Genomic DNA, 22,025 nt, shown 5'->3' with positions numbered 1-22,025 from the left:
GGTACACGTGCTTCCGCCCGGCACGCCGAGAGCACGCACCAGACGCCGCAGGGCCGCCCTCCGGGCGACGACAGGAGTTTGACGACAGGCCCTAGGCCCCGTAGAAGAGCTCGTCGACCACCGCGCGGGCGCGGCGCGTCGTGCGGCGGTAGTCGTCCAGCATCTCGCCGACGGTGCCCTCCGCGTAGCCCAGGTAGCGGCCGACGGCGGCCAGTTCGCGGACGTCGGAGGGGAAGCTGTCGCCCGCGCGCCCGCGGACCAGCATGACGGCGTTGCGGACGCGGGTGGCGAGGACCCAGGCCTCGTCGAGGATCTGGGCCTCCTCCGTCGGGATCAGCCCGGCCGCGTGGGCGGCGGCCAGGGCCTCGCGGGTGCGGGTGGTGCGCAGGCCCGGCTCGGCCCAGGCGTGCCGCATCTGCAGGAGCTGGACGGTCCACTCGACGTCGCTGAGCCCGCCCCGGCCGAGTTTGGCGTGCAGGGTCGGGTCGGCGCCGCGCGGCAGGCGTTCGGACTCCATCCGGGCCTTGAGCCGGCGGATCTCGCGCACGGCGTCGTCCCCGAGCCCCTCCATGGGGTAGCGCAGGGGGTCGATCAGCTCGATGAAGCGACGTCCGAGGTCCTCGTCGCCGGCGACCGGTTCGGCCCGCAGGAGCGCCTGGCTCTCCCAGGTCAGGGACCAGCGGCGGTAGTAGGCGGCGTAGGAGGCCAGCGTGCGCACGAGGGGGCCGGAGCGGCCTTCGGGGCGCAGGTCGGCGTCGATAAGCAGCGGCGGGTCCGCGGTGGGGAGTTGGAGGAGCCTGCGCATCTCGGCGATCACGGCCTGGGCGGCCTTGGCGGCCTCCTGTTCGTCGACGCCCTCGCGGGGTTCGTGGACGAACAGGACGTCGGCGTCGGAGCCGTAGCCGAGTTCGTGTCCGCCGAAGCGGCCGACGCCGATGACGGCGAAGCGGGTGGGGAGGGTCTCGCCCCAGTTCCCGCCGACGGCGGCGCGCAGGGCGCCGGCGACGGTGGCGGCGGTGAGGTCGGAGACGGCGCGGCCGACGCGGTCGACGAGGGCCCCGGGGTCGGTCTCGGCCGGGCTGTCCTCGGTTCCGTAGGAGCTGATGATGTCGGCGGCGGCGGTGCGGAAAAGTTCGCGGCGCCGGACCCCGCGGGCGGCGGCGACGGCGGCCTCGGCGGTGTCGGCGCGGCCGACGGCGGCGAGGACCTCCTGGGTGAGGGCCTCGTGCGTACGGGGCTGGAGCCCTTCGGGGTCGCCGAGCAGGGCGACGGCCTCGGGGGCGCGCATCAGCAGGTCGGGGGCGAGGCGGCCGGCGGACAGGACGCGGGCGAGGTTCTCGGCGGCGGCCCCCTCGTCGCGCAGCAGGCGCAGGTACCAGGGGGTCTTGCCGAGGGCGTCGGAGACCTTGCGGAAGTTCAGCAGTCCGGCGTCCGGGTCGGCGGAGTCGGCGAACCAGCCGAGGAGGACGGGCAGCAGGGTGCGCTGGATCGCCGCCTTGCGGCTGACGCCGGAGGCGAGGGCCTCCAGGTGGCGCAGGGCGGAGACGGGGTCGGCGTAGCCGAGGGCTTCGAGGCGTTGGCCGGCGGCGCGCGAGGAGAGCCGGGCCTCGCCGGGGCCGAGTTGGGCGACGGCGTCCAGCAGGGGCCGGTAGAAGAGCTTCTCGTGCAGCCTGCGGACGACGGAGGCGTGCCGGCGCCAGGCCTTGCCCAGTTCGGCGACGGGTTCGGTGCGCAGGCCCATGGAGCGGCCCAGGCGGCGCAGGTCGTTCTCGTCCTCGGGGACGAGGTGGGTGCGGCGCAGCCGGTAGAGCTGGATGCGGTGCTCCATGGTGCGCAGGAAGCGGTACGCGTCGTGGAGTTGGGCGGCGTCGGCGCGGCCGACGTAGCCGCCGGCGGCGAGGGCGTGCAGGGCGTCGAGGGTGGTCCCGGAGTGCAGGGTGGCGTCACCGCGGCCGTGGACGAGTTGGAGCAGCTGGACGGCGAACTCGACGTCGCGCAGGCCGCCGGGGCCGAGTTTGAGCTCGCGGTCGACCCGGTCGGCGGGGATGTTGTCGACGACGCGGCGGCGCATCTTCTGGACGTCGGCGACGAAGTTCTCGCGTTCGGCGGCCTGCCACACGAGGGGACTTATGGCCTCGATGTACTGGGCTCCGAGTTCGGCGTCGCCGGCGACGGCCCGGGCCTTCAGGAGGGCCTGGAACTCCCAGGTCTTGGCCCAGCGTTGGTAGTAGGCGAGGTGGGAGGAGAGGGTGCGCACCAGGGGGCCGTTGCGGCCCTCGGGGCGGAGGTTGGCGTCGACGGGCCAGATGGTGCCCTCGACGGTGGTGTCGGAGCAGATCCGCATGAGGTGGGAGGCGAGGCGGGTGGCGGCCTGGAGCGCCCGGGGCTCGTCGACGTCGCCTCCGGGCCCGGCGACGGCCTCGCCGACGAAGATCACGTCGACGTCGGAGACGTAGTTGAGTTCGTTGCCGCCGCACTTGCCCATCGCGATGACGGCGAGCCGGCAGCGGGCCGCGTCCTCGGGGGCGGCGGCGCTCGCGATGCGCAGGGCGGCGCGCAGGGTGGCGGTGGCGAGGTCGGCGAGCTCGGCGGCGCTCTGGGCGATGTCGATCGTGCCGCAGACGTCGCGGGCGGCGATGGACAGCAGGCAGCGCCGGTAGGCGACGCGCAGGTGGACGGGGTCGTGGGCGTCGGCCAGCCCGCGTTCGAACTCGGCGAGGCCGGGGTGCAGGTCGGATGCCTCGTAGGTGACCAGGGCCTGCCAGTCGAGGGGGTGGCGGGCGAGGTGGTCGGCGAGCGCCTCGGAGGCGCCGAGGACGCCGAGGAGGCGGTCGCGCAGGGGCTTGGCGCTGACCAGGGTGTCGAGGAGGCGGGGGCGGTCCTCGTCGCTCTGCGCCTCGGCGAGGCGGACGAGTCCCCGCAGGGCGAGGTCCGGATCGGCGGTGGCGCCGAGGGCGTCGAGGAGCACGGGGTCGGCGCGCACGGAGGCGAGGGCGTCGGCTTCGAGGAGCCGGGCCGCGGCGGAGGGGTCGGTGAACCCGCTGCGCAGCAGCCGGGTGAAGGTACTGCTCCTGCGTCCCGGGACTGTCATCCCGCCGCCTCCCGCGTACGTCGCTGCCGTGGCCGTCTGCTTCACAGGGAGCCTATGGCCTGGGTCCCGGCCGGGCGATCTCCGGGGGTTGCCGCGGCCGGTCGCGGCGGCGCTGGCGCGGGGGCGGCGGCGGTCGCGGAGGTGCGGCGACCGGCGGTCGCGGAGGTGCGGCGACCGGCGGTCGCGGAGGTGCGGGGGCGGCGCGGGGCGCGGAGTGTGGCGGCGGGCGACGCCGGCGGTCGCCCGGACACGTGGACGCGGGGGCGCGGGCCGCGGGGCCGGCGCTGTGGCGCGGCACGGGACGCGACGCCGGCGCGGCGGCGCGGGGTGCGGATCCCGCACGGCGCGAGGCGCGCGGGCGCGGGGTCGGGGTGTGGTGTCGGGCACGTGCGGCGGGTGGGTCGGGGGTGCGGGGCGGCGCCCCCGGGGTGGGTCGCGGAGGGGCCGTGGGGGTCGACGGGCCGTGTGCGCGGGGTGGTTGCGGGCCGGGCCGCGGCGATCGCCGGCTCGGTCGGTCCGGGCGGGTCCGCCGGGATCGGGGTGTCGTGGCGCACATCATGCGGCGCCTTGTCGGATTATCTGATTACTTATAGATCGATGTGTCAGGGGCCCGGTCCCCGCCCGACCGGCCGCGAGGAGCCCCATGTCCGACGGACCCCCCGCCCCCGGCCCCACCACGCCCGGGACCGCCGCCCCCGCAACCGGATCCGCCGGCGCCCGCACCCGCACCGCCGGACGGTCGGCCGCGACGGACGGACCCCCGCTGGTCCCCGGCCCCCGACGGGCCGGCGCCGAGGCCGGGGGTGCGCCGCGCGTCCCCGCGCGGCGGGCCACCCACCCGCCGGCGGGTCCCCGTACCGCCGACCCGGACGGCGACGCACCCGCGCCCACCCCCGCCCCCACGGACCCCGTCGCCGCCCACCGGGGCGCGCACCGCCGGGCCCGTACCGTCAAGGCGGTGGCCCTCGCCGCCGCCGGCGCCGCCGCGTTCATGTTGGTACTGCGCGGCAACGAGGCCCTCGCCGCCCTCGGCACGCCCACCACCGCGGACTCGCGCGCCACCACCGCCGGAGCCGTCGACGCCCCCGACCCCGGCCGGGTGCTCCAGATCGTCGCCCACCCCGACGACGACCTGTACTTCATGAACCCGGACCTGCGCTATTCCCTGGCCACCGGCCACCCCGTCACCTCGGTCTACCTCACCTCCGGCGAGGCCGACGGCATCAACGCGGGCACCGGCCGGGAAGCCGGCGCCCGCCCCGACAAGCCGGCCTACGCCGAGGCCCGCCAGAACGGCATACGCGCGGCCTACGCCAAGATGGCCACCGGCGACCGCGGCAGCCGCTGGACCCGTACGGTCATACCGACCGCCGGCGGCGGCCACGCCGAGCTCGACGTCCTCGTGGCCAAACCCGAGGTCAACCTCGTCTGGCTGCAGATGCGCGAGGCGGGCCACGTCTACCAGGACGTCCCCGACAGCCTGCACGGCCTGTGGGACGGCCGCGTCCCGCACCTGGAGTCGATGCTCGCGTCCGGCACCCCGGTCGGGCAGCCGTTCACGTACACCAAGGACCAGGTCGTGCGCACCCTCGCCGGGATCCTCGCGCGCTACCGGCCGACGACGATACGGATGCAGGACCCCACCCCCGGCCGCACCGCCGACACCCGCCGCTACACCGACCACCAGGACCACTTCTACGGCGCCCGCTTCGCCCAGGCGGCCGCCGCCGTCTACGCCCGCGAGGTCGAGGACCGCCCGCACTTCGCGACGCAGAACTACGTCGGCTACTTCAACGGCTCCCTGCCCAGCGCCCTCGACCCGGGCGAGGCCAAGGAGAAGCTGGACATCCTGGACACCTACGCCTGGCTCGACCGCGAGAACCACTGCGGCAGCGAAGCCGGCTGCGGCGACCTCAAGGTGGCCGAGCGCCCCTCCGGCAACGGCTGGACCAGTACGGTCAACTACGCGCGCGGCACCGGCACCTCCTGGCTCACCTCCGACAAGGACCAGGGCCTGTGGGCGTTCAAGGTCCTCGACGGCCAGGTCGCGCTCTGGCACCGGACCGGCCTCCTCGGCCGCTGGAGCGGCCCGCGCCTGCTCCCCGGCACCGGCATGGACCAGGGCATCTCCACCGTCACCCTGAAGGACGGCCGCACCGCCGCCTTCGGCACCCGCACCACCCTCGGCGAACACCCCGCCGACTACCGGCGCGAGGTGGTCCTCTCCGTCCAGCGCGCCCCCGGCTCCGAGGAGTTCGGCGCGTGGGAGTCGCTCGGCACCCCCGAGGCCTCCGACGAGGAGTGGACCTCCGACATCAGCGCCCCCGCCGTCTCCCTCGACGGCACCGGCCGCCCGGCCGTGTACGTGCGCGACGGCGCCAACACCCTGCGCGGACGCGTGCAGCGGGAGGACGGCGGCTGGGGCCCGTGGGAGAGCCTCGGCGGCTCCGACGTGCACGGCACCCCGACCACCGCCACCGACGGCGCCGGGCGGCGCATGGTGTTCGCGGCGACCACGAAGACGGTCCTCGGCTGGGCCCAGCCCGCGCCCGGCGCCCCGCTCGGCCCCGCCACCCCCACCGGCCTGCCGGACACCACCCTCCCGCTGACGGCCGAGGGCCGCGAGGGCGGGGTGCGGCTGTGGTTCCGCAAGCCCGGCTCGGGCAACGTCCGCACGGCCCTGATGACCATCGAGGACCGGGCGGGCCCGGACGGACAGGGCGGCGCGCACGGACAGGGCGGCCCGGGGCCGACCACCCACGGCCTGACCGACCTCGGCGGCCTCCAGGGCTTCGGCTCGGTCACCGCGAGCGGGAACCTGCTGGCCGGACGTTCCGCCGGCGGCCGACTCGGGTCGGACCTCGGACCGGACCGCCCGTGGGAGCGTTCGCCCCTCATGTTCGTCGGGGCCCCGTCCAGCACCATGACCGGCAGGAACATGGTCAGCCTCGCCGTCGTCGGCCTCGACGCCCGGCTCTACGTGACCTCCTCGACCGACGCGCCGAACGCGCACCTGGCGCCGTGGCAGCCGGTGGGCCCGCGCAACGCGCCCCGCTAGGACAGCCGGCCCCGCCCCACCCCACCCCGCAACACCCCTCCCCGGAACGCGTCCTGGCGCGCGGGCCCCTCAACCACGTCCACATTCCGGGCACATGCACGCACCCGCCACCGACAGGGCATGATCACGACCGGTCGTCTCCGGAAAAGCGCGCGTCATCGACGGAAACGGTGAACCAAGTTCCCCGATTCGGCCTCTCCATGACTGCACAGCGGTTCTTCCAGCCCGTCCGGAACGACCCCGAGGCGTGACCCGATGCCACTCACCCGCCGCCGCTTCCTCCTCGCCGCCGTGGTGCCCATGCTCACCGTGGGCGCCTCGGGCGTACTCGCCGTGGCCTCCGGCCAACAGACCGCGGCCGACGGCACGGCCCGGACGCCCGCCCGCGCGCTGCCCGCCAGCGTCACGGCCGGCACCGTCGTCCAGGTCGTCGCGCACCCCGACGACGACCTGTTCTTCATGAACCCCGACCTCAGCCGCTCCCTGCTGTCCGACACCCGCGTCACCACCGCCTACCTGACCTCCGGCGAGGCCGACGGCCGCAACGAGGCCCGCGGCGGCGAGGCCCGTGACCCCGAACAGCCCGCCGACCGCGCCCACTACGCGGAGGCCCGGCAGAACGGCATACGCGCCGCCTACGCCAAGATGGCCACCGGCGACCGCTCCAGCCCGTGGAGCCGTACGGTCATACCGACCGCCGGCGGCGGCCGGGCCGAACTCGACGTCCTCCTCGCCCGACCGCAGGTCCACCTGGTCTGGCTGCAACTGCGCGAGGCCCGCAGCCCGGCCGGCGACAACCCCGACAGCCTGCGCGGGCTGTGGAACGGCTCCATACCCGCCCTGGGGGCCCAACTGACCTCGGGCACCCCCGTCAAGGAGCCGTTCTCGTACACCAAGGACCAGGTGACGGAGTCGATAGCCGGGATCCTGGAGCGCTACCGCCCGACGACGATACGGATGCAGGACCCCACGCCCGGCCGGTACGCAGACAGCGGCAAGTACACCGACCACCAGGACCACATGTACGGCGCCCGCTTCGTCCAGGCCGCCACCGCCCTCTACGCGCAACGCGTCACGGACCGGCCGCACTTCTCGGTGCAGAGCTACCTCGGCTACCACAACGGCGCCCTGCCCCACTCCCTGGACCCGCAGACCGCCGAGACCAAGACCGACTACCTGCGCACCTACGCCTGGCAGGACCGCGACGACCACTGCGGGAGCCCCTCCGGCTGCGGCGACCGCAAGGTGGCCGGCAGCCCCACCGGCCGCAACTGGGCCCAGTCGCTGCGCTACGCCCGCGCCGACACCACCGCCTGGCTGACGGAGGGCGCCCCCGGCCGGCTCTGGGCGTTCGCCGCGCTGGACGGACGGATGGCCGTCTGGAACCGCGACCCCTCCGGGACCTGGACCGGCCCGGCCCTGCTGCCCGGCACCGGCATCGACCCGGGCGCCTGCGCCGTACGCCTCCCCGACGGCCGCGTCGCCGTCCTCGCCACCCGCACCACGCTCGGCCCCCGCCCCGCCGACTACCGGCGCGAGGTCGTCCACGCCGTCCAGACCGCGCCCGACGGCCCCTTCGGGGCGTGGACCTCGCTCGGCACCCCCGAACCGGGCGACGAGCCGGGCACCTCCGCGATCAGCGCGCCCGCCGCCGCCGTCGACGACCGCGGCCGCCTCACCGTCTACGTCCGCGACACCCGGCGCACCCTGCGCGCCCGCGCCGAGCAGCCGTCGGGGGCCTTCACCGACTGGCAGCGCCTGGGCGGCGAGGACCTCCAGAGCGACCCCGTCACCGCGGTGGACACGGCCGGCCGGCGCCACGTCTACGCCGCCACCACCGGCTCGGTCCTGGCCTGGACGCAGCCCGCCCCCGGCGCCCCCCTCACCGGCCCGTTCCCGACTGGCCTGCCCGCCACCACCGTCCCGCTCACCGCCGCCCCGGACGGCGCGGGCGTACGCCTCTACTTCCGGCGCCCCGACTCGGGAGTGGTGCGCAGCGCCCTCGCCACGGCCGGCCCGGGCGCCCCGCGGCTGTCCGCGGTCACCGAGTCGGGTGGCCGGGCCGGGTACGGCGCGGTCGGCGTCGCGGGCCGCCTGCTGACCGGTCGCGCGGACACCGGCACCATCGGCGCCACCGCCCTGGGCGGCCCGCCCGCCTGGACGGAGTCGCGCATGCTCTACGCGGGCGCCCCCGCCGCCGTCCAGGACCGCGCCGGCGTCACCACGACGGCCGTCCTCGGCCTCGACGCCCGCCTCCACGCCACGGCCCCCGCACCCCACCCCACCTGGCACCCGGCCGTCTTCCCGCCGCCCGCCTGACCCGCCGATATCCTGGGAGGAGCCTCGGGGGCCGCCCATCCCGGAGGGCAGCACGATGAACCGGCACCGCCACCTCCCGCTCCTCGCCGCCACGCTCCTCGTCCCGGCGCTCACCCTCACCCCGGCCTTCGCCGCCCCGGCGGCCCCGACGGCCCCCACGGCCCCGGCTCTGCCGACCGCCTCGTGCGAGCTGGTGGCGACCGGAGAGGGCGGGAGCGGCCCGTACACCCTCGTCCTGGAGGGCTTCGCCCCGAACCAGTCGGTCACGATCAAGGGACCGCGCACCGACCAGCGCACCCGGGTCGGCGCGGAGGGCACCCTCGACCGGCGGGACGTCCGCCACGGCCAGTACGTCGTCACCGCGAAGGGCGAACGCGTCACCTGCCTCACCCCGCCCCGCGACCAGCAGGGCGGCGGCAAGCAGGGCAAGGTCCGGGTGACGAAGGTCGAGGTCCTCTCGCTCACCAAGCCGGGCACCGTGGTCGACTGCTCCAAGCCGACCAGGGCCGAATTCGACGGCAAGATCAGCGGCACCGGCAAGGGCGAGGTCCGCTACCACTGGACGTACGCCTCCAGCAGCGACCCCATCGACGCGGGAACGGCCACCTTCGCCCCCGGCATCGAAAGCGTCTCCCTCCTGAAGGTCGTCACCTTCCCGCCCTCGGTGAACGGCGTCTCGCCCAGCGTGTTCGTGACCCTGCACGTCCCGTCCGCGAACATGACGGCCCGCAGCGCACAGATCACCCTCACCTGCGCCACGCCCTGAAACGCCCGCGGGCCGACGGCTGCCCGCCGTCGGCCCGGGGTACCGCCTCTGACCCGCCCGCTACAGCACCGGCAGGTTCTTGCGCAGCTCGAAGGCCGTGACCTCCGAGCGGTATTCCTCCCACTCCTGCTTCTTGTTGCGCAGGAAGAAGTCGAAGACGTGCTCGCCGAGGGTCTCCGCGACCAGTTCGCTGCGTTCCATCAGGGCGATGGCCTCGCCGAGGTTCTGCGGGAGGGGTTCGATGCCCATGGCGCGGCGTTCGGCGTCGGACAGGGCCCAGACGTCGTCGTCGGCGCCGGCCGGGAGTTCGTAGCCCTCCTCGATGCCCTTGAGGCCCGCCGCCAGGAGGACCGCGTAGGTGAGGTAGGGGTTGGCTCCCGAGTCGATCGAGCGGACCTCGATGCGCGAGGAGCCCATCTTGCCCGGCTTGTACATCGGGACCCGGATCAGGGCCGAGCGGTTGTTGTGGCCCCAGCAGATGTACGAGGGGGCCTCGCCGCCCGAGCCGGCGGTGCGCGAGGAGCCGCCCCAGATCCGCTTGTAGGAGTTGACCCACTGGTTGGTCACGGCGGCCGTTTCGGCGGCGTGCTTCAGCAGGCCCGCGATGAAGGATCGACCGACCTTCGAGAGCTGGTACTCGGCGCCCGACTCGTAGAAGGCGTTGCGGTCGCCCTCGAAGAGGGAGAGGTGGGTGTGCATGCCGGAGCCCGGGTACTCGGAGAAGGGCTTGGGCATGAAGGTGGCCTGGACGCCCTGTTCGAGGGCGACCTGCTTCATGACCAGGCGGAAGGTCATGATGTTGTCGGCCGTCGAGAGGGCGTCGGCGTAGCGCAGGTCGATCTCCTGCTGGCCCGGGGCGCCCTCGTGGTGGCTGAACTCGACCGAGATGCCCATGGATTCGAGCATGGTGATCGCCTGGCGGCGGAAGTCCATGCCGACGTTCTGCGGAGTGTGGTCGAAGTAGCCGGAGTTGTCGGCGGGCACCGGGCGGGAGCCGTCGAGCGGCTTGTCCTTCAGCAGGAAGAACTCGATCTCCGGGTGGGTGTAGAAGGTGAAGCCCAGGTCGGAGGTCTTGGCCAGGATGCGCTTGAGGACGAAGCGGGGGTCCGCGAAGGACGGGGAGCCGTCCGGCATCAGGATGTCGCAGAACATCCGGGCGGTCCCGGGGGCCTCGGCGCGCCACGGCAGTATCTGGAACGTGCTCGGGTCCGGCTTGGCGATCATGTCGGACTCGTAGACCCGGGCGAAGCCCTCGATCGCGGAGCCGTCGAAGCCGATGCCCTCGTCGAAGGCCTGCTCCAGCTCGGCGGGGGCGACCGCGACGGACTTGAGGAAGCCCAGTACGTCGGTGAACCACAGGCGCACGAAGCGGATGTCGCGCTCCTCGAGCGTCCGGAGGACGAATTCCTGCTGCTTGTCCATGCCTTCATCCTCGCAGTTCAGACGGCCTGTGCACCACCGCCCCGGCGGGTCGGGGGCACAGTCGGGCCGGCCCAGTATCGCCAGTGGTGGTTTCCGCCACATTACGCACCCCCGAAAGGTGCCGGCACCCCCGCACTGACCTCCGACCCGTCATGAGCATTACCATCTGCGCCCATGGGGGGCCGGGAGCACACGCGGGACGGGGGGCGGCGGCCTTCCGCGCGTCCCGCTGCCTTCCTGCTGCTCCTCGCCCTCGCCGCGGTGGCCTGCGCGTCCGTGCTGTGCGCGCGGCCGGCGGGCCCGGTGGGGCCGGAGCGTCCCGCGGGGGCGCACGCGGCCCACGCCGTGCCGGGCGGGGCGCACGCGGCCTGTGTGGCCCCGTACGACCACCCGGGCTGCCGCGGCCTCGCGCACGTGACCCCGGCGGTGCTGCCCGCCCCGCCGCCCGCCGTCGCCGTGGCGGAGCGCACGGGGCCGGCCCCCGGCGTACGTCCGGCGGGCGCGGGCCCGGTCCGGCCGCACGGCACCCTGGCGCGCGCCCCCGACCTGCACGCCCTGCAAGTGCTGCGGACCTGATGGTTCCGGCGCCCCGGCACACCGGCAGGCGCTCCACCGGCTCCACCCCACACCCCCCTCAGCAGAAGGAACCAGGGCACATGGCCAGCAGGACCCCCGAGCAGCACTCCCGTCAGAGCCGCATAGCCGAGATGCGCCGCGCCGACCAGGCACGCGAACGGCGCAACAAGATCGTGGCGATCAGCGTGTCGACGGCGATCGTCGCCGGCCTCGTCGGCTTCGGCGCGTGGGTGCTGATCGACCAGAAGCAGGACGAGAAGAAGAAGGAACAGGACGCGGTCGCGGCCCGCAAGTCGCCCGTGACCGGGGAGCAGACGTGGGACGCGGCCAAGCTGGGCCGCAACCACGTGCAGACTCCCGTGAAGTACGAGATGAACCCGCCGGTCGGGGGCGACCACCACCCCCGCTGGATGAACTGCAACGGCGACGTCTACCAGAACCCGATCCCGGAGGTGAACGCCGTGCACTCGCTGGAGCACGGCGCCGTGTGGGTGACGTACAGCGACAAGGCCCCCAAGGCGGAGGTCGACAAGCTCGCCGAGAAGGTCGGCAAGACCCCGTACACGCTGATGAGCCCGGTCAAGGAGCAGACCGGGGCGATCATGCTCAGCGCGTGGGGCAAGCAGGTCACCGTCGACAGCGCGGCCGACCCGCGGGTGGCGCAGTTCTTCACCAAGTACGTGCAGGGCCCGCAGACCCCCGAGCCGGGCGCGGCCTGCACCAACGGCCTGGCCGACAAGTGACCGCGCCACGGGCGGCGGAGGCGGAGGGCGGGCGGCGCGTGCCGCGTACGTACTGGGTCGCGGGCACGGCGGTGGTGCTGGCGGCGCTGTTCGCGGTGGGGGCCACGGTCGCCGCCGCGAACGGTTCCGGCGGCGCGGACGGGCCGGCCCGCACCCCGGGGACGTACTCCCCCGACGCGGGCTTCGCCCGGGACATGTCGGTCCACCACCAGCAGGCGGTGGAGATGTCCTTCGTGGTCCGCGACCGCACCCGGGACGAGGCCGTCCGCAGCCTGGCCTACGACATCGCCAACACGCAGGCCAACCAGCGCGGCATGATGCTGGGCTGGTTGGACCTGTGGGGGCTGCCGAAGGTGGTGGCGGACGAGCCGCCGATGGCGTGGATGGCCGCGCCGGAGGGGGCCGGGGCGGGCGAGGGCCACGGCGGTCACGGCGGGAGCGCCGGCGGCGGCGGCGGCGGTCACCCCGCAGCCAAGCCCGGTGCCCTCATGCCGGGCATGGCCACCAAGGAGGAGCTGTCACGGCTCGCCGCCGCCGACGGCCGGGACGCCGAGGTGCTCTACCTCCAGCTGATGACCGACCACCACAAGGGCGGCGTGGCCATGGCCGAGGGGTGTGCCCGGCAGTGCCGCACCCCGGTCGAGCGGGATCTCGCCCGGGGCATGGTCGAGGCGCAGCAGTCGGAGTTGAGGCTGATGGCCGACATGTTGCGCGAGCGCGGGGCCGCCCCGCGCTCGTGATCCGCACCCGTACGGGTGCACCGGCGCGGGGTCGGCCGTCCTCCTACGGGAGGCGGTCGCCCGCGTCGGCCGCGAGGACCGCCCGCGCCACCTGGTGCGGGCGGTCCAGCATGACGAGGTGGCCGGCCGGTTCGGCGACCTCGAAGCGGGCTCCGAGCCGGTCGGCGAGGGCGGCCTGCCGTTCGAGCCAGCGTCGCCCGGCGCGCCCGTGGCGACCGTCGTGGGCGGCGAGGACGGTGGCGGGGGCGGTCAGCGGGTGCCGCGCGGCCAGCGCGAGCAGCTCCTCGGCCGTGTCGGGGTAGCGGGCGTTCTCCAGCAGGGCCCCGCGCCAGACCCGGCCGGTGCGGTAGCAGCGGCGTACGAGGTCCCGCGCGGCCGGATCCGCGGCGCGGCCCGCCCGGCCGGCGCGTACGGCGGCCTCACGGGCGGCGGGCCCGAGCGCGGCCGGGAGTCCGAGGGCGCTCGCGGCGCGACCGAGGGCGCGGGCGGCGGCGGTACGGATCCCGGTGGGCAGCGGCGTACGGGGGCTCTCCTCCACGCTGGAGTCGAGCAGCACCAGGGCGGCGGTGCGCGCGGGGTGCAGGCGGGCGAAGGCCTCGGCGTGGAATCCGGCGATGGAGTGCCCGACGACGGTGACGGGGCGGGTCGGGGGCAGGCCGAGGGCGTCCAGCAGGGCGGCGATCCGGTGGGCCTCGGCGACGGCGCCCGGCGGCCGGACGGCGGGGGCGCTGAGGCCGTGTCCGGGGCGGTCGAAGCGGATCACGGTACGGCCCCGGGCGACGAGTTCGGCCGCGACCGCGTCCCAGTCGAACCAGGCCATGGCCAGCCCGGCGCTGAGCACCACGGGCGGCCCGGTCGGGGTGCGGGGGGCGGCCCGTGGCGAGGGCCCCTCGACGAGGACGTGCAGCGGGATCCCGTCCACCACGACGAAGCGGGGAGCGGGGGGCGCGGCGGCGGCGCGGGGAGGCTGGGTCACGTGCGCCGCTCCTTGTGCACGGACCAGGCGAGCAGCCCCAGCCACAGGGCCACGAGGAGCACCTGGAGCCGCTGGCCCGCGCCGAGGGCCCAGGTGCCGCGCCCGGCGGTGAACATCGCGATGGCCGTCAGGGTCCAGACGGTGGCGAGGAGTTCGAGGGCGACGAGGGCGGGGCCGTAGCGGGCGAGCGGCGCGAACCAGCCGTAGCGGCGGGCGGCGACGGTCAGGGCCACTATGCCGGTGAGGGCGCCGGTCATGGCGAGGCTGCTGCTGACGGCGTGGGCCTGATGGGTGGCGGGGACGAGGCCGGCGGTCTCGCGGGCGGCGCATTCGGGGTCCACGGTGGGCGCGCAGCTGAGCGGGAGCCAGGCGTCGGCGGCGGTGGCCGCGCCGAAGAGGGCGATGCCGGCCCAGCCGATGACGGCCCAGGTCCTGCGGGATTCGGGGTGGCGGGTCAGTCGGGCCAGGGCGAGGAGCGCGCCGAGGAAGGCGAGCATCCCGGCGGTGAAGTCGGTGGCGCGGAAGAGGCCGCCCATCGGCTGGTCCTGGGCGGCCAGTTCGCTGACGTACGTCTCGATGGGGTTGAGGCCGGTCGAGAGGACGACTTCGAGGACCCACGCGGTATAGGCGGCCGCACCGAGGCCGATCAGGGTGGCGACGGGCCACGCGTTCCCTTTTGTACGCATAGTGCGACTTATCCTAAAAGCTCGGGGGCGGGCCCACGCTCTGCCGCGGGCCCTACTCTCCAGTAGACGTACGAGGACCCGCAGACGTTGCCCGGGCGGGGCGGGACCGGGACATACCGCCCCATTCCTTCCGCGCGGCGGGGCCGACCGGGCCACGGGGTTGGACGGCCCCGGGCGCCGTGGCAGGCTGACGCACGCCCGGACCCTCCGCATGCCGCACCACCTCAAGGACGCCGCCAGGTATGAGCACGCCCACCGACCCGCCCGGCAACCCGGCCGGCCCGCCGACCGAACCCGCCGGAACGCCGATACCCGAGACCGGGTCGCCGGCGGGACCGTCGGAGCCGACGGGACCGTCCGGGCCCTCCCTGGAGAAGACCCCGCAGGCCCCGACGCCGACGCAGGCCCTGACGCCGACCTCACTGGAGAAGACCCCGCCGCCCGCGCCCCCGGCGCCCCCCGCGCCGGTCGCGCCGGTCGCGCCGGTCGCGCCCGCCGCGCCCGCCGAGGCCAACCCCTTCGCCCCGCCGGCCGCCGCGCCCTCGGGGTTCGCCCCGATCGACTCCGTCGCCGCCCCGACCGCCCCGGGCCCCGCCGCTCCCCCGGCCGCCGGCGCGTTCGCCGCGCCGGCCCCGTACGGGGCGCCGACGGCGCCCGCCGGCCCTCCCGGCCCGCCCCACCCCGGTCACCCGGGACACCCGGGCCACGCCGGATACCCCGGATACCCCGGCTATCCCGGATACCCCGGCTACGCCACCGCCCCCGAGCCCGGGAACGGCCTGGCCGTCGCCGGGCTGGTCCTCGGCATCATCGGCGTGCTGCTGAGCATCGTCCCGTTCGTCTTCTGGCTCGGCACCCTCACGGGCCTCACCGGCCTCGGCATCGCCATCGCCGGCCTGGTCCGGGCCGTCCGCGGCGCCCCGCGCAAGGCGATGGCCGTCACGGGCGTGGTCCTCGGCGTGCTGAGCCTCGCCGTCTCGGTCGGCGGCTTCTTCCTCACCGTCAGGATCGTCGACGAGATCGAGCGGTACGACGACCCCATCAGCGGCGAGTACGACTGGCCCGAGCCCGACGCCCACGACGACGAGTACGAGGACGAGTGGGACTCCGGCCTCGGCACCGCCCCGAGCACGGCCCCGACGGGCCCCGGGGCCACCACCCCGCTCGCGTTCGGCACGGAGTACGCCTACCCGACCGGCTTCAAGGTCAGCGTCGCGCAGCCGCGCCCGTACAAGACGACCAGCGAGTACATCGAGGTGAAGAACGCCGTCCAGCTGACCTTCACCGTCACCAACAACCGGGAACGGGCCCACGCCTTCTCCTACGCGATGCCCGCCGTCACCGACGAGCAGGGCCGCCCCTGCCGGCTGGTGATCGACGGGAAGATGCCGAAGCGGATCTCCGGCAACGTCGAGCCGGGCGGCTCCGCGACCGGCACGGCCGCCTACGAGCTCCCGCCCGGCACCCGACAGATCCGCGTCGAGCTCTCCCCGAACGTCCTGCTGCACCCGGTGAAGTACGCCGGTCCCGTCGACGGGCCCCGCTGAACCGGCGGGGCCCGTGACCCCGCACCCAGGACATCGCGTCAGAAAGACGATTACACTGGGGGCGTGCCTCAACTACGTCTGGCTCTGAATCAGATCGACTCGCACGTCGGCGACATCGCCGCCAACTCCGACTCGATCGTCCACTGGACCCGGCACTCCGCCGAGCAGGGCGCCCACCTGGTCGCCTTCCCGGAGATGGTGCTGACCGGATACCCCGTCGAGGACCTCGCCCTGCGGTCGTCCTTCGTCGAGGCCTCCCGCACGGCCCTGCGCGCCCTCGCGGCGCGCCTCGCGGCGGAGGGCCTCGGCGAGCTGCCGGTCGTCGTCGGCTACCTGGACCGCACCGAGCGGGCCACGCCCCGCCTCGGGCGTCCGGCCGGGTCCCCGGAGAACGCCGCGGCCGTCCTGCACCGCGGCGAGGTCGTCCTGCGCTTCGCCAAGCACCACCTGCCCAACTACGGGGTGTTCGACGAGTTCCGGTACTTCGTGCCGGGCGACACCCAGCCGGTGATCCGGGTGCGGGGCGTCGACGTCGCGCTCGCCGTCTGCGAGGACCTCTGGCAGGAGGGCGGGCGCGTGCCCGCCACCCGTTCGGCCGGGGCGGGCCTGCTGCTGTCGATCAACGCCTCGCCCTACGAGCGCAACAAGGACGACCTCCGCCTGGAGCTGGTCCGCAAGCGCGCCCAGGAGGCCGGCTGCACCCTCGCCTACCTGGCGATGATGGGCGGCCAGGACGAGCTCGTCTTCGACGGGGACTCGATCGTGGTGGACGCCTCCGGCGAGGTGGTCGCCCGCGCGCCGCAGTTCTCCGAGGGCTGCGTGCTGCTGGACCTCGATCTGCCCGCCGCCCGCCCGGACGCCCCCGAGGGCGTCGTGGACGACGGCCTGCGCATCGACCGCGTCGTCCTCACCGAGGAGCCGGTCGAGCCGTACGAACCGGTGGTCACGGGCGGCTACGCCGACCGCCTCGACGACGACGAGGAGGTCTACGACGCGCTGGTCGTGGGCCTGCGCGCGTACGTCCGCAAGAACGGCTTCCGTTCCGTCCTGATCGGACTGTCGGGCGGCATCGACTCGGCGCTCGTCGCGGCCATCGCCTGCGACGCGATCGGCGCGCAGAACGTGTACGGCGTGTCGATGCCCTCGAAGTACTCCTCGGAGCACTCCCGGGGCGACGCGGCCGACCTCGCGCGACGCACCGGTCTCAACTTCCGGACCGTCTCCATCGAGCCGATGTTCGACGCCTACATGGGCGCCCTGGGCCTCACCGGTCTGGCGGAGGAGAACCTCCAGTCCCGCCTGCGCGGCACGATGCTGATGGCCCTGTCGAACCAGGAGGGCCACATCGTGCTGGCCCCGGGCAACAAGTCCGAGCTGGCCGTCGGCTACTCCACGCTCTACGGCGACTCGGTCGGCGCCTACGGTCCGATCAAGGACGTCTACAAGACGGACGTGTTCCGGCTCGCGCGCCACCGCAACCGGGCCGCCGTCGAACGCGGCGAGACCCCGCCGATCCCCGAGAACTCGATCGTGAAGCCCCCCAGCGCCGAGCTGCGCCCCGACCAGGTCGACACGGACTCGCTGCCGGACTACCCGGTGCTCGACGCGATCCTGGAGCTGTACGTGGACCGCGATCAAGGACTGGAGGCGATCGTCGCGGCCGGCTACGACCGCGCCCTGGTGGCGAGGACCGTGCGGATGGTGGACACGGCGGAGTACAAGCGCCGCCAGTACCCGCCGGGCACCAAGATCTCCGCGAAGGGCTTCGGCAAGGACCGCCGCCTGCCCATCACCAACGGCTGGCGCGAGCAGGCGTAGGCCCCGCCGCGACCTGCGGGCCTACGGGCCTACGGGCCTACGGGCGGATCGTGACGCGGGCGGCGACCGGAAGGTGGTCGCTGCCCGTGCGCGGCAGGGTCCAGGAGGCCTCGGGCTTCACCCCGCGCACCAGGATCTGGTCGATGCGGGCCATCGGGAACTGGGCCGGCCAGCTGAAGCCGAAGCCGTCGCCCGCGGCGCCCTGCGTGGAGCGCATCTGCGAGGTGACCTCCGACAGGGCGCGGTCGTTCATGGTGCCGTTGAGGTCGCCCATCAGGACGACGTTCTTCAGCGGTTCGGAGGCCAGCGCCGCGCCCAGCGCGTCGGCGCTGTTGTCGCGCTGGTTGGCGGTGAAGCCGGCGTTGAGCTTGACCCGGACCGAGGGCAGGTGGGCGACGTAGACGCCGAGGTCGCCGAAGGGGCCGGCCACGGTGGTGCGCATCGCGCGGGTCCAGCCCAGGCGGATGTCCACGGAGCGGCTGGAGGTCAGCGGGTACTTGCTCCACACCCCGACGGTGCCCTCGACGGCGTGGTACTTGTACGTCTCCTCCAGCGCCTTCTCGTAGATCGGGACGGCGCCGGCCTTCAGCTCGGTCAGGGCCAGCACGTCCGCCCCGGACTTGGCGACGGACTCGGCGGTCCCGCGCGGGTCGGGGTTGTCGGCGTCGACGTTGTGGGTGGCGATCATCAGGTTGCCGCCGCGACCGGACTTGTCGGTGACCAGCCCGCCGAAGAGGTTCGCCCAGACGACGGCGGTCAGCAGTATCGCGATCAGCGCGGTCGCGGACTTGCGGACCACCGCGATGGCCAGCAGCACCGGGACGGCCAGCCCCAGCCAGGGCAGGAAGGTCTCGATGAGGCTGCCGAGGTTGCCGACGTCGTTGGGCAGTTCCGCGTGGAAGATCATGACGAGCGAGATCAGCGCCGCGATCGCGGCGGTCACGATCCCGCGCCGCCAGATGCCCGGGTCACGGCGCAGCTCGGCCAGTCGGTGCCGCAGACCGGACCCGGAGGGCTCCGGCTCGGAGCCGCCGTTCCCCGTCTCCGTCACATACGCCTGTGCCATGCCATGTCCTCGCTGCCGTGCTCGCGCTCCGTCCCCGCCCCTTGACCCTAGGCGATGTACGGAGCCTTCCGCGCCGTCCTGTGCGGCCGTACCTTCCCGAGGACGAACGGCCGTGCGGCCAAGGTTCCGCTTGTCACGAAACGCGCACATTGGGTCGCGCGCCCCCGGTGGGGGCCGGGAGTGTGACGTACGGGTCATCGTGCCGGGCCCGCGCCACTACCGTCCACGGCCGGACGGGTGCCACCATGGGGAGTGAGTCCGGGGACGCCGTGAGGGCGCCTCGAGATGACACAAGGAGCAGTTGCAATGACGCATGCCGTTTCGCCTGCCCGCGAAGCCGCCGCCCCCACCCTGTACGGAGGGGCCGGCACCCGGCGGGTCACCGTCCGCGACCTCACCCTCGCCAAGGAGCGCGGCGAGAAGTGGCCCATGCTCACGGCCTACGACGCGATGACCGCGTCCGTCTTCGACGAGGCCGGCATCCCGGTCATCCTCGTCGGCGACTCGATGGGCAACTGTCACCTCGGCTACGAGACCACCGTCCCCGTGACGATGGACGAGATGACGCTGCTGTCGGCGGCCGTCGTACGGGGCACCGGTCGCGCCCTGGTCGTCGGCGACCTGCCGTTCGGCTCGTACCAGGAAGGCCCCGTACAGGCGCTGCGCAGCGCGACGCGCCTGGTCAAGGAGGCCGGGGTGGGCGCGGTCAAGCTGGAGGGCGGGGAGCGTTCGCTCGCCCAGACCGAGCTGATCGTCCAGTCCGGCATCCCGGTCATGTCCCACCTGGGTCTGACCCCGCAGTCCGTGAACGCCATGGGCTACCGGGTGCAGGGCCGCGGCGACGAGGCCGCGCACCGGCTGCTGCGCGACGCGAAGGCCGCGCAGGACGCGGGCGCGTTCGCGGTCGTGCTGGAGCTGGTGCCGGCCGAGCTGGCCGCCGAGGTCACCCGGTCCCTGCACATCCCGACGGTCGGCATCGGCGCCGGCTCGGAGTGTGACGCGCAGGTCCTGGTGTGGACCGACATGATGGGCCTGACCGGCGGGAAGCTGCCGCGGTTCGTGAAGCAGTACGCGAACCTCCGCGCGACGATGACGGACGCGGCGAAGGCGTTCGCCGAGGACGTGGTCGGCGGAACGTTCCCGCAGGAAGAGCACGCCTTCCACTGATCCGAAGGGGCCCGGCCGGAACCTCCCGGCCGGGCTCACCGGGCCCCTCCCGGCTCCTCCCGGCTCCTCCCGGCGCCCTGACCGGCCCTTCCCGCGGCCCGGCGGCACGTACGTGTCGGCGGGCCGTCGGTCGCCTGTCGGTCCGCTGTCGGTGGTTTGTCAGTGGCGGCTGGTCCCATGGTGGACATGACGCGAATCGACAAGAACCCCCACGCCGTGGAAGTACGGGGGCTGGTCAAGCACTACGGCGAGACCAAGGCCCTGGACGGGGTCGACCTGGATGTCCGTGAGGGAACGGTGCTCGGGGTCCTCGGCCCCAACGGCGCCGGCAAGACCACGCTGGTGCGCTGCCTCTCCACCCTGATCGTTCCCGACGCCGGCACGGCCACGGTCGCCGGCTTCGACGTGGTCCGCCAGCCCCGGCAGCTGCGCCGCACCATCGGCCTGACCGGCCAGTACGCCTCGGTCGACGAGAAGCTCTCCGGCTGGGAGAACCTCTACATGATCGGCCGCCTGCTGGACCTGTCCCGCAAGGAGGCCCGCTCGCGCGCCGACGAGCTGCTGGAGCGGTTCTCGCTCACCGAGGCGGCGAAGAAGGCCGCGATGCACTACTCGGGCGGCATGCGGCGCCGGCTCGACCTGGCCGCCTCGATGATCGGCCGTCCCGCCGTGCTGTACCTGGACGAGCCGACCACCGGCCTGGACCCCCGCACCCGCAACGAGGTGTGGGACGAGGTGCAGCGGATGGTCGCCGAGGGCGCCACCGTCCTGCTCACCACCCAGTACATGGAGGAGGCCGAGCAGCTCGCGAGCGAGCTGACGGTCATCGACCGGGGCAAGGTCATCGCCAAGGGCAAGGTCGACGAGCTGAAGGCCCGCGTCGGCGGCCGGACCCTGCGGATCCGTCCCGTGGAGTCGGCCGACCTGCCCGGCATGGCCCGCGCGCTGGCCGAGGCCGGTCTGGACGGCGTGTCCGGCTCCCAGGCCGTCCCGGACGAGGGCGTGCTCCTCGTACCGATCCTCAGCGACGAGCAGCTGACCGCGGTGGTCGGCCTGCTGGCCGCCCGCGGTCACGCCATCGCCGACCTCGGCACCTACCTGCCCAGCCTGGACGAGGTGTTCCTGTCGATCACCGGCCAGAAGCCCGCCATCACCGAGGAGGTCGCGGCATGAGCTCCGCCACCACGACGAGCCGCGACGACACCACGACCGCCGCGGCCGGTTCCGCCGTCCGCACCCCGGTCGCGGACGAGGGCCGGATCGGGCTGCGGGGCAACCTGCGCCACATCGGCGCCCTGGCCCGGCGCAACCTGCTCCAGATCAAGCAGGACCCGGAGTCGATGTTCGACGTCCTGTTCATGCCGATCATCTTCACGCTGCTGTTCGTGTTCGTCTTCGGCGGCGCGATCTCCGGCAAGGGCAACCAGGGCGAGTACGTCAACTACGTCGTCCCGGGCCTGATGGCGATGATGGGCATGAACATCGCGATGGGCGTCGGCACCGGCGTCAACGACGACTTCAAGAAGGGCGTGATGGACCGCTTCCGGTCCATGCCGATCGCCCGCTCCTCGGTCCTCATCGCGAAGATCGTGGTCGAGCTCGGCCGGATGATGGTCGCCATCACGATCCTCCTGGGCGTGGGCTTCATCCTGGGCCTGTCCATCAAGTCCTCGGTCCTGGACCTGTTCCTCGCCATCGGTCTGTCGGCCGTCTTCGGCGCCTCGCTGATGTGGATCTTCATCCTGCTGGGTCTGACCATGAAGACCGCGCAGGCCGTCCAGGGCATGGCGATGCTCGTGCTGATGCCGCTGCAGTTCGGCAGCTCGATCTTCGCGCCGCCGTCGACCATGCCGGGTTGGCTCCAGGCCTTCACGGACTACAACCCGCTGTCCAACCTGGCCGACGCGGCCCGCGGACTGATCAACGACGCCCCGCTCGGCAACTCCGTCTGGCTCACGCTCGGCTGGTCGCTGGCGATCACGCTGGTCACCATGCCGCTGGCGGTCCGCAAGTTCCGTCAGAAGACCTGACGCGGCCCGGCCGGAGCGCC

16 protein-coding genes are annotated in these 22,025 nt (G+C 74.1%); 11 read left to right on the top strand and 5 right to left on the bottom strand.

All coding sequences use genetic code 11. The features are described from left to right. Nucleotides 1–91: 91 nt before the first annotated feature. A complete protein-coding gene (locus AB0D01_RS32915) occupies nt 92–3,091 on the bottom strand; it encodes a bifunctional [glutamine synthetase] adenylyltransferase/[glutamine synthetase]-adenylyl-L-tyrosine phosphorylase (RefSeq protein WP_363061748.1) in 3,000 nt (999 codons plus the stop codon). 643 nt (nt 3,092–3,734) lie between these two features. On the opposite strand from AB0D01_RS32915, the gene AB0D01_RS32910 reads away from it, so the two are divergent. From AB0D01_RS32910 to AB0D01_RS32900, 3 genes are all read left to right on the top strand, one after another. Beyond that, the gene (locus AB0D01_RS32910; RefSeq protein WP_363061746.1) at nt 3,735–6,149 is read left to right on the top strand and encodes a PIG-L family deacetylase; all 2,415 of its coding nucleotides are present in this window, start codon (nt 3,735–3,737) and stop codon (nt 6,147–6,149) included. A 255-nt stretch (nt 6,150–6,404) separates the two neighbouring features. Beyond that, the gene (locus AB0D01_RS32905; protein ID WP_363061744.1) at nt 6,405–8,468 is read left to right on the top strand and encodes a PIG-L family deacetylase; all 2,064 of its coding nucleotides are present in this window, start codon (nt 6,405–6,407) and stop codon (nt 8,466–8,468) included. 55 nt (nt 8,469–8,523) lie between these two features. Then, a complete protein-coding gene (locus AB0D01_RS32900) occupies nt 8,524–9,234 on the top strand; it encodes a hypothetical protein (RefSeq protein ID WP_363061742.1) in 711 nt (236 codons plus the stop codon). A gap of 60 nt (nt 9,235–9,294) precedes the next feature. On the opposite strand, the gene AB0D01_RS32895 is transcribed toward AB0D01_RS32900, so the two are convergent. Beyond that, nucleotides 9,295–10,656: a glutamine synthetase family protein gene (locus tag AB0D01_RS32895; RefSeq protein ID WP_363061740.1), complete on the bottom strand. Its 1,362-nt coding sequence runs from the start codon at nt 10,654–10,656 to the stop codon at nt 9,295–9,297. 174 nt (nt 10,657–10,830) lie between these two features. On the opposite strand from AB0D01_RS32895, the gene AB0D01_RS32890 reads away from it, so the two are divergent. The 3 genes from AB0D01_RS32890 (at nt 10,831) to AB0D01_RS32880 (ending at nt 12,715) form a co-directional block, all read left to right on the top strand. After that, nucleotides 10,831–11,232, top strand: a complete 402-nt coding sequence (locus AB0D01_RS32890) for a hypothetical protein (protein WP_363061738.1) — start codon at nt 10,831–10,833, stop codon at nt 11,230–11,232. A gap of 80 nt (nt 11,233–11,312) precedes the next feature. Further along, a complete protein-coding gene (locus AB0D01_RS32885) occupies nt 11,313–11,975 on the top strand; it encodes a DUF3105 domain-containing protein (RefSeq protein WP_363061736.1) in 663 nt (220 codons plus the stop codon). Nucleotides 11,976–12,013: 38 nt separating this feature from the next. Further along, the gene (locus AB0D01_RS32880) at nt 12,014–12,715 is read left to right on the top strand and encodes a DUF305 domain-containing protein (RefSeq protein ID WP_363061734.1); all 702 of its coding nucleotides are present in this window, start codon (nt 12,014–12,016) and stop codon (nt 12,713–12,715) included. 43 nt (nt 12,716–12,758) lie between these two features. Here the strand turns inward: AB0D01_RS32880 and AB0D01_RS32875 are convergent, their stop codons facing one another. Both AB0D01_RS32875 and AB0D01_RS32870 read right to left on the bottom strand, forming a co-directional pair. Beyond that, nucleotides 12,759–13,691: an alpha/beta hydrolase gene (locus tag AB0D01_RS32875; RefSeq protein ID WP_363061732.1), complete on the bottom strand. Its 933-nt coding sequence runs from the start codon at nt 13,689–13,691 to the stop codon at nt 12,759–12,761. Beyond that, nucleotides 13,688–14,377 carry a DUF998 domain-containing protein gene (locus AB0D01_RS32870; protein ID WP_363061730.1) on the bottom strand — a complete coding sequence of 230 codons (690 nt, stop codon included), beginning with the start codon at nt 14,375–14,377 and terminating at the stop codon, nt 13,688–13,690. Before AB0D01_RS32870 ends, AB0D01_RS32875 begins: the two co-directional genes overlap by 4 nt. Nucleotides 14,378–14,619: 242 nt before the next feature. On the opposite strand from AB0D01_RS32870, the gene AB0D01_RS32865 reads away from it, so the two are divergent. Together AB0D01_RS32865 and AB0D01_RS32860 are read left to right on the top strand one after the other, a co-directional pair. Continuing rightward, entirely contained in the window at nt 14,620–15,924 is a 1,305-nt protein-coding gene (locus AB0D01_RS32865; RefSeq protein WP_363061728.1) for a DUF4190 domain-containing protein, read from the top strand. A 63-nt stretch (nt 15,925–15,987) separates the two neighbouring features. Continuing rightward, complete coding sequence (locus tag AB0D01_RS32860; RefSeq protein ID WP_363061726.1) at nt 15,988–17,742, top strand: NAD+ synthase; 1,755 nt, start codon at nt 15,988–15,990, stop codon at nt 17,740–17,742. Between the two features lie 37 nt (nt 17,743–17,779). On the opposite strand, the gene AB0D01_RS32855 is transcribed toward AB0D01_RS32860, so the two are convergent. After that, nucleotides 17,780–18,808, bottom strand: coding sequence for an endonuclease/exonuclease/phosphatase family protein (locus AB0D01_RS32855; RefSeq protein WP_363061724.1), 1,029 nt, complete (start codon nt 18,806–18,808; stop codon nt 17,780–17,782). A 285-nt stretch (nt 18,809–19,093) separates the two neighbouring features. Here AB0D01_RS32855 and panB point away from each other — a divergent pair, with 285 nt between their 5' ends. The 3 genes from panB to AB0D01_RS32840 all read left to right on the top strand — a co-directional run bounded on the left by panB (nt 19,094) and on the right by AB0D01_RS32840 (nt 22,005). Continuing rightward, complete coding sequence (panB, locus tag AB0D01_RS32850; RefSeq protein ID WP_363061722.1) at nt 19,094–19,975, top strand: 3-methyl-2-oxobutanoate hydroxymethyltransferase; 882 nt, start codon at nt 19,094–19,096, stop codon at nt 19,973–19,975. A gap of 177 nt (nt 19,976–20,152) precedes the next feature. After that, nucleotides 20,153–21,148 carry an ATP-binding cassette domain-containing protein gene (locus AB0D01_RS32845; RefSeq protein WP_363061720.1) on the top strand — a complete coding sequence of 332 codons (996 nt, stop codon included), beginning with the start codon at nt 20,153–20,155 and terminating at the stop codon, nt 21,146–21,148. Next, the gene (locus AB0D01_RS32840) at nt 21,145–22,005 is read left to right on the top strand and encodes an ABC transporter permease (RefSeq protein ID WP_363061718.1); all 861 of its coding nucleotides are present in this window, start codon (nt 21,145–21,147) and stop codon (nt 22,003–22,005) included. Before AB0D01_RS32845 ends, AB0D01_RS32840 begins: the two co-directional genes overlap by 4 nt. Nucleotides 22,006–22,025 lie beyond the last annotated feature (20 nt).

Origin of the sequence: Streptomyces sp. NPDC048606, from assembly GCF_040650855.1 — a bacterium.
Lineage (GTDB): Bacteria > Actinomycetota > Actinomycetes > Streptomycetales > Streptomycetaceae > Streptomyces.
The sequence above is the reverse complement of the archived record's forward strand: the minus strand, read 5'-3'. Positions and strand labels throughout refer to the sequence as shown.